Source organism: Pseudomonas sp. R3-56 (genome assembly GCF_051132075.1).
Lineage (GTDB): Bacteria > Pseudomonadota > Gammaproteobacteria > Pseudomonadales > Pseudomonadaceae > Aquipseudomonas.
Window position 1 is genome coordinate 3,996,242 of the sequence record NZ_CP071657.1, and the last position, 11,302, is coordinate 4,007,543.

Below are 11,302 nucleotides of genomic sequence, written 5' to 3' on the forward strand. Positions count from 1 at the left end.
CTCATCCGGTGACGATAAGGATTTTCGAACCAAGCTTTGGCGCGCCGGCTCGGAGCTACATAACACCGCCGCAACCGACTGAAGACGACTCGTTTTTTGCGGCTTCAACGGCGGGTTGTAGTCAATATCTGCCTGGAGTTTTCGCGATGTGTGAATGTTTCGTTCAGCCCGTTTCTTCCAAGGATTCCCTGGCGTTTTTTGCCCAGCGCGACCCCTTCGGTGCCAACCCATCAAGCTTGTCCGCCGACAGCCTTCACGCTGCCGCGGAGCCCGCGCTGCATGAGCGACAAAGCGTGATCAAGCCGAACATGCAGGTCAGCGCCATACGCAACCGTGGCGGGCGCCTGGAGTGCATCAAGGTGCGCTGGGGGTGGTCGCCCGTGTGGTCGATGGGCACGATGCCGCCGCTGACCCACCTGCCCTTGCACCTGGTGATGCGCTCCAAGGTGTTCGACCGGATCAAGCGCGACGGTCGCGTCCTGGTGGCGGTGGATGGCTGGTACGAAGCCGCCGCGGAGACTGGCGCGCACACCCAGTCCAAGCGCCTGAGCTATACGACGTCGCGGCAATCCTCTCCGATCTTCCTCGCCGCCCTGGCCCAGGCCAGTGAAACGCCCAACGGCTGTGACGGGCTGGCCCTGGTGACCTACGGCGACATGGTCAATCAACAGCAGCGACTGCTGGCCTTCACCGGCGAGAACGCCCTCGAATGGTTGCGCCCGGAGCTGGATTGGGAACAGGCCCGCGACATGGCCGCCCACGTAGCGGTCGCCGAACCGCAACTGGAGCACGTGCTGACCGCCAAGCGAATGGTCCAGGGCCGACGGTGACGGCGGCTCGAACCGGAGGAAGTGGCTGACAGCCCGAAGATCGGCGTTAAACTGGCAGGTCAGTCGTTTTGACGCGACTGGCCTCCTTTCTTTTCGAGCACGAGACTTCCATGGCGAACCAAGACATCACGTTCACCCCCGACCCGGACGCAGACTCCATCTCCTCTGACGTCGCCGGTTTCGGCGGCCTGCTGGTTTCCACCCAGATCCCGACCCGCGCGGACGGCAGCCTGGAGCTGGGCGACATCACGGCGCAGAGCGAATGCACGTTGCAGGCGCTCAAGAGCGCCCTCGAACGCGCCGGCAGCTCCATGGACCGCGTGTTGCACTTGACCATCTACCTGACTGACATGGCCGATCGCGCGGCTTTCAATGAAGTCTACAAACGCTTCTTCGCCAAGCCCTGGCCGGTGCGCGCCGCGGTGGGCGTGGCGGCGCTGGCGGTGGAAGGCATGAAAGTGGAAGTGACGGCGATGGCGGCGAAGGGCTGAGCGCACGGTCTTACGAATCACTCTCGTGGCGAGGGAGCTTGCTCCCGCTGGCCTGCGCAGCAGGCCCAAGCTTTTTTGCCAAGGCAGAAATTTTTGGGGCGGCTTCGCCACCCAGCGGGAGCAAGCTCCCTCGCCACGGGGTTGTTAAAGCTGGGCATCCAGCAGTTGATCGAGCTGAGCGGGCTGCTGGCGAATCGCGCGCTGGATAACGTCGAGGCCCGCTAGCCGCCGTTGCACAGCTCCCTGTGGCGAGGGAGCTTGCTCCCGCTGGCCTGCGCAGCAGGCCCAAGCTTTTTGCCAAGGCAGAAATTTTTGGGGCGGCTTCGCCACCCAGCGGGAGCTGGCTCCCTCGCCACGGGGTTGTTAAAGCTGGGCATCCAGCAACTGATCGAGCTGAGCGGGCTGCTGGCGAACCGCGCGCTGGATAACGTCGAGGCCCGCTAGCCGTCGTTGCACAGTTCCCTGTGGCGAGGGAGCTTGCTCCCGCTGGCCTGCGCAGCAGGCCCAAGCTTTTTGCCAAGGCAGAAATTTTTGGGGCGGCTTCGCCACCCAGCGGGAGCAAGCTCCCTCGCCACGGGGTTGTTAAAGCTGGGCATCCAGCAACTGATCGAGCTGAGCGGGCTGCTGGCGAACCGCGCGCTGGATAACGTCGAAGCCCGCTAGCCGCCGTTGCACAGCTCCCTGTGGCGAGGGAGCTTGCTCCCGCTGGCCTGCGCAGCAGGCCCAAGCTTTTTGCCAAGGCAGAAATTTTGGGGCGGCTTCGCCACCCAGCGGGAGCAAGCTCCCTCGCCACGGGGGGTTGGCAGGCAATCGCTTACCAAATCCCCGCCTATACTTCTCTGCCAATCCCCCCGGGGCCTGCACTTCCAACAATAAAAAGCAGAGGTGGAACATGGTCTGGCAACAAGTCTACGATCCCTTCGGTAATGCGGTGCTGTCGACGCTCCTGGCGGCGGTTCCGGTGGTGGTGATGCTGGCGGCCCTGGCGTTCTTTCATGTCAAGGCGCACCTGGCGGCGTTGTACGCCCTGGCCTCGGCGCTGCTCATCGCGATTTTCGCCTTCGGCATGCCCGCCGACATGGCCGGTTCGGCGGCCCTTTATGGTGCGGCCAACGGCCTGCTGCCCATCGGCTGGATCGTGCTCAACATCATCTTCCTGCACCGGCTGACCACCGAGAACGGTTCGTTCAAGGTCCTGCAGGATTCCCTGGCGCGCATCACCGACGATCGGCGTCTGCAATTGCTGCTGATCGCCTTCTGTTTCGGTGCCTTCTTCGAGGGCGCGGCGGGCTTCGGCACGCCAGTGGCGGTGACCGGGGCGATCCTGATCGGGCTGGGCTTTTCGCCGCTCGCCGCCTCGGGCCTGGCGCTGATCGCCAACACTGCGCCAGTGGCGTTCGGCGCGCTGGGTACGCCGATCATCACGCTCGCCAAGGTCACCGGGCTGGATGAAATGGAGCTGTCGATGATGGTCGGCCGACAGTTGCCGTTTTTCTCGGTGATCGTGCCGTTCTGGCTGATCTGGGCGTTCGCCGGTTGGCGCAAGATGCTCGAAGTCTGGCCGGCGATCCTGGTGGCCGGCGTCAGCTTCGCCATCCCGCAGTTCCTGGTCTCGAACTACCACGGCCCGATGCTGGTGGACGTGATTGCCGCGCTGATTTCCATGGCCTGCCTGACCGGTTTCCTCAAGGTCTGGAAACCGGCCACGGTGCATACCTCGGCGGCGTTGTCAGGCCGGCACGATGATTCGAAGATCGACCCCAGCGAGCAACAGACGCCGGTGGCCAGCGGCGCCTTCGCCAGCGATAACCGCCCCGCCGTGCTGCGGGCGTGGATGCCGTGGATCATCCTCACGGTCTTCGTGTTTGCCTGGGGCACCCAGGGCTTCAAGAATCTGTTCGACACCCGCCCGGCCATCGACCCGCAGACCCAATCGGCCAGGCTGGATCCCCAGGGCAAGCCAATGCGCGAGGCGAATCCGATCTTCTCGCCGCTGCTGACCTTCGGCACCATCCACCAGCAGATCGAAAAGGTCCCGCCGGTGGTGCCCCAGCCGAAAACCGAGGAAGCGGTCTACAAGTTCAACTGGTTCACCGCCACCGGCAGCGGCATCTTCCTGGCGGCTATTCTCGGCGGCTTGCTGATGGGCTATTCGATCCCGCAACTGGCGCGCCAATACCTGCGAACGCTGTGGGTGGTGCGCTATTCGCTGATCACCATTGTCGCCATGTTGGCGTTGGGCTTTCTCACCCGCTATTCGGGCCTGGACGCGACCATGGGCCTGGCGTTTGCCGCGACGGGCATCTTCTACCCGATGTTCGGCACGCTGCTGGGCTGGCTCGGCGTGGCGCTGACCGGTTCGGACACGGCGTCCAACGTGCTGTTCGGCGGTTTGCAACGGGTCACGGCAGAGCAGTTGGGAATCAGCCCGGTGTTGATGGCCGCCGCCAACAGTTCCGGCGGGGTGATGGGCAAGATGGTGGACGCCCAATCGATCGTGGTCGCCTCCACCGCGACCCGCTGGTACGGCCACGAAGGGGAAATCCTGCGCTACGTGTTTTTCCACTCGGTGGTGCTGGCGATTCTGGTGGGCGGGCTGGTGACGTTGCAGGCGTATGTCGAGCCTTTCAGTCACATGGTGGTGGGAGGAAAGTAACCTGGAAATGAACCAGCTTTTGTGGCGAGGGAGCTTGCTCCCTCGCCACGGGCGGACTTACCTGGTCGGGCTTACTGAACGTTCTTCAGCTTGACCACATCACCGGACACCGAAGTGGTGTAGCCGGTCAGGACCCAGGCCCAGAACCAGTTTTCCTGGACTTGGGTGTTGATCATGGCGTCGCCGCCCTTGGCCCTGATCGCTGCGGTCTGGGCGCGCACGAAACGGTTGTTCTGGCGGATCGGGATCACGCCGAACAGCAACAGGCCGGTGGCCTTGGCTTCACTGTGGCCAACCACGGTGTATTGGCTGCTGTCGTATTGCTGGGTTTTCATCGGGGTGCCGGTGCAACCCGCCAGGACCAGGCCGAACAGTGCGCAGGCGACAACTTTGCTGAATTGTTTCATTTGATGCTCCATGGGAAAACGCCCGGGATCCGTCTCTCGGGCGGCGCGTACTCTAACCGATCAGCAACAAAAAGACACAACGTCACTCCCCCCAATTACGGGCCTGAGAGGCTCATCGCAGAGCCATCCGTCAGTTGGGCCTCCAGCGAAACAGACTCCCGTCGATAGCATGAAAACTACGCCACGGAAGGCAATTCATTGTCTTGACGACCGCCAGATACGGCCGGTCCCGCTGGAGGATTTCATCATGATTGACGTGACTGTCTGGAGCGTTACCCTGCCGGTGCAAACGCCCGCGCAGGTCGTGGCGACCAAAGCCATGCCGAGTTTGAACAACAAGTATTTCGACAATAACGGCCAGAGGATCATCTTCTGGGCGCCTGTCACCGGCTCCCATACCGGTAACAGCGATTACCCGCGTTCCGAACTGCGGGAAACCAGCAAAGACGGGAAACATCGCAACTGGCGCTACAACAGCGGCACCAACACTCTCAAGGGGGAATTGTCGGTGAACCAGGTGCCTTCGGAAGGCCGTGTGGTGGTGGCGCAGATTCACGCCAAGGAGGCGCCGACGCCGTTGTTGAAACTGGTTTATCGCTATGAAAAGGGCGTCGGCAATATCGACGTGGAATACCGCTTCAAGCCCAAGGACAAAAAAAGCCCGGTGATCATGACCGTGCCCAAGGTGCCGTTGAACAAATCGTTTTCGTACACGCTGCAAATGGACAAGCAAGGCCAACTGTCGGTGCTGATCGGCAGCAGTGGCAAACAGGTGAAACTGGACAAGTCCTGGCAAGGCTACGATTTCTACTTCAAGGCCGGCGTCTACACCTTGGATAACAAGGGCAGCACCAGTGAAGGCGGAAAAGTGACCTACACCAAACTGAGCGCCAGCCACAAGTGACTGGCGTTCTTTCCCCACTCAAGCCTTGGACGGCGCCACGACCGCTTGCCGGCCGCTGAAGGTCAGCAGGAAGCAGACAAATACCACCAGGGCAAAACCGGCCGGGAACAGCCAGATGCTTTTCCAGTCGTGGCCGCCTTCCACCACAAAGTGATCGGTCACCTGCCCCGCCACCCAGAAACCGATCAACATGCCTACTCCGTACGTCGCCAAAGTGATCAGCCCCTGGGCCGAGCTGCGCAGGTGCGCGGGCGCCTTGGCGTCCGTGTAGATCTGCCCCGAGACAAAAAAGAAGTCGTAGCAGATGCCATGCAGCGCAATGCCGGTGAACAGCATGAACGCTAGCCCGCCGTTGTCGCCGTAGGCGAACAGCACGTAGCGCAACGCCCACGCCAGCATGCCCACCAACAGCGCCAGCTTGATACCGAAGCGCTGGATGAACAGCGGCAACAGCAGCATGAACAGCACTTCGGACACCTGCCCGATAGCCATTTTCGCCGTCGGGTTGGTCATGCCGGTTTCCGCCAGGAACGGGTTGGCGTTCTGGTAGTAGAACGCCAACGGGATGCAGATCAGGATCGAGGCGAGGAAAAACACCAGGTAGCTGCGGTCCTTTAACAGGCCTAACGCGTCGAGCCCCAGCGACTGCTTGACGGCGCCAGCGCTCGCCTGCGCCTTGAGCGGCGCGGTGCCTGGCAGCGTGAAGCTGTAGAGCCCGAGGAGCAGCGAGGCGATGGCCGCCATCAGGAACGTATTGCGCAGGCCGCCCGCCGAGATCGCTTCGCGTGAGTCCCAGGCAAAGACAAAACTGATCACCACGCCGGCGACGATCCAGCCGACCGTACCCCAGACGCGGATACGCGAGAACTCCAGCGCCGGATCGCGCATCTGCCGGAATGCCACGGAATTGACCAGGGCCAGGGTCGGCATGTAGATCACCATGTAGGCCAGCACGTACGGATAGAACGCGTTGAAATCCACCGCCGAGTACAGCTGATACAACAACACCGCGCCCACCAGGTGCAGCACCGCCAGGATGCGCTCGGCGTTGAAGTAGCGGTCGGCAATCAGGCCGATGACGAACGGCGCGATGATCGCGCCCCAGGATTGGGTGGCGAAGGCCATGCCGATCTGCCCGCCGCTGGCACTCAGCGTAGTGGACAGGAACGTGCCAAGGGTGACGAACCAGCCGCCCCAGATAAAGAACTGCAGGAACATCATCACGCTCAGGCGTGCATTCATCGTGGTCATGGTAGTCACCGTTTTATTGTTGTTCTTGTTGAAACAAAGCCGTGCCCTGCTTTTATGGCCCTGCCCTTGTCGCTCTGCTCTTGTGGATTGCCCTTGTGGACTGCCCTTGTGGACTGCCCTTGTGGCGAGGGAGCTTGCTCCCGCTCGGCTGCGCAGCAGTCGTAAATCCAGGCGACGCGGTCCGGCTGGAACAATGTTAGGGGCGGCTTCGCCACCCAGCGAGAGCAAGCTCCCTCGCCACGGGGTCATTGCTCCGGAGGCAACCCCAGCAACCGCCGATTGGACGCTTCATCCGCCGTGACACCGGCGAAATCATCGAACGCCTTGGCGGTCTTGCTGATCATGTGCCGCTGGATGAACGCCGCACCTTCGGCCGCGCCCTGCTGCGAATCCTTCAGGCAGCATTCCCATTCCAGCACCGCCCAGCCGTTGAAGCCGTACTGGGTCAGCTTGCTGAAGATCGCCTTGAAATCGATCTGCCCATCGCCCAAAGACCGGAACCGACCGGGGCGATCAACCCAACCCTGGTAGCCGCCATAGACACCGGAACGGGCATCGGGGCGAAATTCGGCGTCCTTGACGTGGAACATGCGGATGCGGTCGTGGTAGCGACCGATGAAGCCCAGGTAGTCCATCTGTTGCAGCAACAGGTGGCTGGGGTCGTAGAGGATCGCCGCCCGTGGATGGTGATCGACGGCTTCGAGGAAACGCTCGAACGAGGCACCGTCGTGCAGGTCTTCGCCGGGGTGGATCTCGTAGCACAGGTCGACGCCGGCCGCGTCGAAACAGTCGAGGATCGGCAACCAGCGCCGGGCCAGTTCGGCGAACCCTTGCTCGACCAGGCCGGACGGACGTTGCGGCCACGGGTACATATAAGGCCACAGCAACGCACCGGAAAACGTCGCGTGGGCCTTGAGGCCCAGGCGCTGGCTGGCACGGGCGGCGAGTTTCAGTTGCTCGATGGCCCACTCGGTGCGCGCCTCGGGCTGGCCGCGCAGGTGGGCCGGGGCGAAGTCGTCGAACAGCGCGTCGAATGCCGGGTGCACCGCCACCAACTGCCCTTGCAGGTGCGTCGACAACTCGCTGATCTCGACGCCGGCCGATGCGCAGACGGCCTTGAGCTCATCGCAATAATCCTGGCTCTCGGCGGCCCGGGCCAGGTCGATGTAGCGCGTGCCGAGGGTCGGCAGTTGAATCGCCTTGTAGCCCTGCGACGCGGCCCATCGAGCAATGTCGGCCAGGGTGTCGAACGGCGCTTCATCGGACATGAACTGCGCCAGGAAAATCGCTGGCCCGCGCAGGCCGCTCGGTGTTACGTCGGGGCTGCTCACAACTGCGATTCTCCGGTTTTCAGCGTGGTCCATTTCGCCTCGCCACGGTGATTGATGATGGCGGCCTCGATGAACGCCATGCCGCGCAAGCCGATTTCGATGCCGGGTACGCCAGGCACATCGGGGCCTTCGACGCGTTCGCGAATGGCCCGGGCGAAATCGCCGTAGAGGTTGGCCATCGCTTCCAGATAACCCTCGGGATGCCCGGCGGGCAGACGCATGCGGCGCGTTGCGGCCTCGCACAACCACGGCTGGCCAACCCCGCTACGCAGGATGCTCAGGGGTTGATCGAGGGCGCGATGGATCAGGCTCGACGGCTGTTCCTGGCGCCACTCCAGGGCGCCTTTGTCGCCGTAGACGCGGATCTTCAGCGGGTTCTCTTCGCCGGTGCAGACCTGGCTGGCCAGCAACACGCCGCTGGCGCCGCGTTGCATCTGGAACAACATCGCCACGTCGTCGTCCAGTTGCCGACCGGCGACATGCGTGCCCAGCGTGGCGCAAAGCTGTTGGATCGGTTGGTCGGCGACAAACTCCGCCAAGGAAAAGGCATGGGTGCCAATGTCACCAATGCAGCCGCCCAGCCCGGACTGTGCCGGATCGTCGCGCCACTCGGCCTGTTTGTTGCCTTGCGCGGCGACGTCCTGGCTGAGCCAGCCCTGAGGGTATTCGACGAACACTTTGCGCACCTGGCCGATCACGCCCGAACGCACCATCTCCCGGGCCTGCCAGACCATCGGGTAGCCCAGGTAGGTGTGAGCCAGGCCGTAGAGACAACGGCTGCCCTGCAGCACCTCCCTGAGCGCGAGCAACTCCTTGAGGTTCAGTGCCGCGGGCTTCTCGCTGAACACATGGAAACCCGCCGCCAGCGCCTGGCGGGCAATGGGCGCGTGGAGATGGTTGGGCGTGACGATCACCAGCAGTTCCATGCGCTGGTCCAGCGGCAGCAGCGCCTCGGCGTCGAGCATCTGCTGCCAGTCGTGATAACAGCGGGACGCGGCCAGCCCCAGGGCCTCTCCGGTCTGCCGGTTATTCTGCGGGTCACGGCTGAACGCGCCGCACACCAGCTCGAAACCACCGTCCAGGCCCGCGGCCTGACGATGGGCCTGGCCGATGAACGCGCCCTCCCCACCGCCGACGAAGCCCATTCTTATTTTTGGTGCTACAGGTTTCATCGCGATTCTCTTTTGTCCGGACTGATGATGTAACCGGTTACATCATGAGCGGAAATCTAGGCCTGGTTTAGCTTCGTGTCAAACCCTGGAAGATGCCGATGAGCATTTGTCAGGCTTCGAACCTGCGGTAAGCTCGCGGCCATGCCTGCGTCTCCAGGCGCCGAATCGAGGTGATCTTGTCGAATATCCGTGAAGTGGCCCGGCTGGCCGGTGTTTCCGTGGCCACGGTGTCGAGGACGCTGAAGTCGCCTGAACGCGTGCTGCCGGAAACCCGCGACAAGGTCAACGCCGCGGTGGCACAGGCCGGTTATCGACCGAACCTGATGGCGGTGCAGTTCCGTTCCCGCCGTACCGGCAACCTGGTGATCCTGGTGCCGGCGATCGCCAATACTTTTTTCGCCCGGGTCATCAGCGGTGCCCAACAGGCGGCGCAAGCGGCCGGCTATCGATTGCTGCTGTGCGATACCCAGGGCCGCGAAGCCATCGAGCAGGAATTCGCCGCGCTGGTCTACGCCCACCAGGCCGACGGGGTGATTCAACTGCGCGCCAGCGACCCCTTTGTTTCATTGCCGCCCGGCGCCGACGCGTTGCCGCTGGTCAATGCCTGCGAAGTGGTCAAGGACGCGCCCTACCCGACCATCAGCCTGGACAACCGCAGCGCCGCCCGCGCCATGACCGAGCACCTTATCGGCCTCGGCCACCGACGCATCGGCATCATCAAGGGCCCTCGCAGCAGCCCGTTGACCCTCGATCGCGTCGCCGGTTACCAGGACGCCTTGCAAGACGCCGGCATCGCCATCGTCCCCGAGCTGATCTGCCACGGCGATTTCACCCTCAAGGCCGGCTACGACGGTGCCGGCGCCATGCTCGCCCTGGCCGAGCGTCCCAGCGCGCTGTTCTGCGAGAACGATGAGATGGCCATCGGCGCGCTCAAGCGCATCAAGCAGATGGGCCTGCGGGTGCCCGAGGACATCTCCCTGGTGGGTTTTGATGACATCCCGTTTGCCGCTTATTGCGATCCGCCGCTGACCACCATTTCCCAGCCGGCTGAAACCTTTGGTCACAAAGCCGTAGAAATGCTGATCGCCCTGATCGAGAAAAGACCCATCGCCCAGCGGCACGTGCTGTTGCCGTTCGAGCTGACCGTACGCGGCAGCAGCGCAGCGCCAGCCTCCAGCATGGCCTGATCAGGCACATCGGAGTTGTCGACTCGCCATCAGGCCCGTTTCGACTACAGTGGAAAGACTCTGCAAAAGCCATAACAAGACGGAGAGTCGCCATGCCAATCAGCAAACGCTTCATTTCCCTGGCCGCCGCCGCAGCCGTGATGGTCACGACCACGGCCTATGCTGCGCCAGCGTACATCAACATTCTGACCGGAGGCACCAGTGGGGTGTATTACCCGATTGGCGTCGGGCTCTCGCAGATCTACAGCAGCGGCATCAAGGATTCCAAGACGTCGGTCCAGGCCACCAAGGCTTCGGTGGAAAACCTGAACCTGCTGCAAGCCGGACGCGGCGAGTTGGCGTTCGCCTTGGGCGACTCGGTGGCGGACGCCAAGAATGGGGTGGAAGACGCCGGCTTCAAGGCGCCCTTGACCAAGCTGCGGGCCATCGCTGGCGCCTACCCCAACTACATACAAATCGTCGCCAGCCAGGAATCGGGCATCAAGACCCTGGCCGATCTCAAGGGCAAGACCGTTTCGGTCGGCGCAGCGAAATCTGGCACCGAGCTCAACGCCCGGGCAATCTTCAAGGCCGCGGGCCTGACCTACAGCGAGATGAAGGTGCAATACCTGCCATTCGCCGAGTCGGTGGATCTGATCAAGAACCGCCAGTTGGATGCCACGCTGCAATCTTCCGGCCTGGGTATGGCCGCGATTCGTGACCTGGCGTCGACCATGCCATTGAACTACGTATCGATTCCCACCGATGTCGTGGCAAAAATCGGTAACCCGGCCTATTTGAGCGCGCAAATCCCGGCCAACACGTACGACGGACAAACTGACGCCGTGCCCACCGTCGCCATCACCAATATCCTGGTGACCCGCGAGGATGTGCCGGACGAAGTGGCTTATCAGATGACCAAGCTGCTCTTCGACAACCTCAATCGCCTGGGCACGTCCCATTCGGCGGCGAAAGACATTTCCCTGAAAAACGCCGCGAAGAACCTGCCGATAGCCCTGCACCCTGGCGCCGAACGCTACTACAAGGAAGCGGGCGCGCTGTAGACCCTGGGGCGGCAACGGCGTAAACCGCCG

Annotated in this window: 10 protein-coding genes and 3 pseudogenes; 9 read left to right on the forward strand and 4 right to left on the reverse strand. The window is 62.8% G+C overall.

Annotated features, from left to right (window positions below):
- Positions 1-146 precede the first annotated feature (146 nt).
- The 6 genes and pseudogenes from J3P96_RS18030 to J3P96_RS18055 all read left to right on the forward strand — a co-directional run bounded on the left by J3P96_RS18030 (position 147) and on the right by J3P96_RS18055 (position 3,977).
- Complete coding sequence (locus J3P96_RS18030; RefSeq protein ID WP_434603797.1) at positions 147-830, forward strand: SOS response-associated peptidase family protein; 684 nt, start codon at positions 147-149, stop codon at positions 828-830.
- 110 nt (positions 831-940) lie between these two features.
- Positions 941-1,321: a RidA family protein gene (locus J3P96_RS18035; protein ID WP_434603794.1), complete on the forward strand. Its 381-nt coding sequence runs from the start codon at positions 941-943 to the stop codon at positions 1,319-1,321.
- A 150-nt stretch (positions 1,322-1,471) separates the two neighbouring features.
- Positions 1,472-1,546 (forward strand): annotated as a pseudogene (locus tag J3P96_RS18040) (DUF6124 family protein); the annotation flags it as partial.
- Positions 1,547-1,690: 144 nt separating this feature from the next.
- Positions 1,691-1,765: pseudogene (locus tag J3P96_RS18045) on the forward strand (DUF6124 family protein); the annotation flags it as partial.
- A gap of 144 nt (positions 1,766-1,909) precedes the next feature.
- Positions 1,910-1,984 (forward strand): annotated as a pseudogene (locus J3P96_RS18050) (DUF6124 family protein); the annotation flags it as partial.
- Between the two features lie 229 nt (positions 1,985-2,213).
- Positions 2,214-3,977, forward strand: a complete 1,764-nt coding sequence (locus J3P96_RS18055) for an L-lactate permease (RefSeq protein ID WP_434568980.1) — start codon at positions 2,214-2,216, stop codon at positions 3,975-3,977.
- A gap of 71 nt (positions 3,978-4,048) precedes the next feature.
- Here the strand turns inward: J3P96_RS18055 and J3P96_RS18060 are convergent, their stop codons facing one another.
- Positions 4,049-4,384: a hypothetical protein gene (locus J3P96_RS18060; protein WP_305495484.1), complete on the reverse strand. Its 336-nt coding sequence runs from the start codon at positions 4,382-4,384 to the stop codon at positions 4,049-4,051.
- 247 nt (positions 4,385-4,631) lie between these two features.
- Here J3P96_RS18060 and J3P96_RS18065 point away from each other — a divergent pair, with 247 nt between their 5' ends.
- Positions 4,632-5,288, forward strand: coding sequence for a polysaccharide lyase family 7 protein (locus J3P96_RS18065; RefSeq protein ID WP_434624637.1), 657 nt, complete (start codon positions 4,632-4,634; stop codon positions 5,286-5,288).
- 18 nt (positions 5,289-5,306) lie between these two features.
- Here J3P96_RS18065 and J3P96_RS18070 read toward each other — a convergent pair whose 3' ends face one another.
- The 3 genes from J3P96_RS18070 to J3P96_RS18080 all read right to left on the reverse strand — a co-directional run bounded on the left by J3P96_RS18070 (position 5,307) and on the right by J3P96_RS18080 (position 9,042).
- Positions 5,307-6,539 (reverse strand): nucleoside permease, encoded by a 1,233-nt coding sequence (locus J3P96_RS18070; protein WP_434652752.1) that lies wholly within the window; start codon positions 6,537-6,539, stop codon positions 5,307-5,309.
- A gap of 245 nt (positions 6,540-6,784) precedes the next feature.
- Positions 6,785-7,807, reverse strand: coding sequence for a sugar phosphate isomerase/epimerase family protein (locus tag J3P96_RS18075; RefSeq protein ID WP_434658252.1), 1,023 nt, complete (start codon positions 7,805-7,807; stop codon positions 6,785-6,787).
- Between the two features lie 59 nt (positions 7,808-7,866).
- Positions 7,867-9,042, reverse strand: a complete 1,176-nt coding sequence (locus J3P96_RS18080; RefSeq protein WP_434652754.1) for a Gfo/Idh/MocA family protein — start codon at positions 9,040-9,042, stop codon at positions 7,867-7,869.
- A 176-nt stretch (positions 9,043-9,218) separates the two neighbouring features.
- On the opposite strand from J3P96_RS18080, the gene J3P96_RS18085 reads away from it, so the two are divergent.
- Both J3P96_RS18085 and J3P96_RS18090 read left to right on the forward strand, forming a co-directional pair.
- A complete protein-coding gene (locus J3P96_RS18085) occupies positions 9,219-10,229 on the forward strand; it encodes a LacI family DNA-binding transcriptional regulator (RefSeq protein WP_434652756.1) in 1,011 nt (336 codons plus the stop codon).
- Between the two features lie 92 nt (positions 10,230-10,321).
- Complete coding sequence (locus tag J3P96_RS18090; RefSeq protein ID WP_434652758.1) at positions 10,322-11,272, forward strand: TAXI family TRAP transporter solute-binding subunit; 951 nt, start codon at positions 10,322-10,324, stop codon at positions 11,270-11,272.
- The last annotated feature ends 30 nt before the right edge of the window (positions 11,273-11,302 follow it).

Excerpts from the sequence above, each read along its gene's own strand:
- J3P96_RS18030 (WP_434603797.1), top strand. The coding sequence starts at position 147 with ATGTGTGAATGTTTCGTTCAGCCCGTTTCTTCCAAGGATTCCCTGGCG.
- J3P96_RS18035 (WP_434603794.1), top strand. The coding sequence starts at position 941 with ATGGCGAACCAAGACATCACGTTCACCCCCGACCCGGACGCAGACTCC.
- J3P96_RS18055 (WP_434568980.1), top strand. The coding sequence starts at position 2,214 with ATGGTCTGGCAACAAGTCTACGATCCCTTCGGTAATGCGGTGCTGTCG.
- J3P96_RS18060 (WP_305495484.1), bottom strand. The coding sequence starts at position 4,384 with ATGAAACAATTCAGCAAAGTTGTCGCCTGCGCACTGTTCGGCCTGGTC.
- J3P96_RS18065 (WP_434624637.1), top strand. The coding sequence starts at position 4,632 with ATGATTGACGTGACTGTCTGGAGCGTTACCCTGCCGGTGCAAACGCCC.
- J3P96_RS18070 (WP_434652752.1), bottom strand. The coding sequence starts at position 6,539 with ATGACCACGATGAATGCACGCCTGAGCGTGATGATGTTCCTGCAGTTC.
- J3P96_RS18075 (WP_434658252.1), bottom strand. The coding sequence starts at position 7,807 with ATGTCCGATGAAGCGCCGTTCGACACCCTGGCCGACATTGCTCGATGG.
- J3P96_RS18080 (WP_434652754.1), bottom strand. The coding sequence starts at position 9,042 with ATGAAACCTGTAGCACCAAAAATAAGAATGGGCTTCGTCGGCGGTGGG.
- J3P96_RS18090 (WP_434652758.1), top strand. The coding sequence starts at position 10,322 with ATGCCAATCAGCAAACGCTTCATTTCCCTGGCCGCCGCCGCAGCCGTG.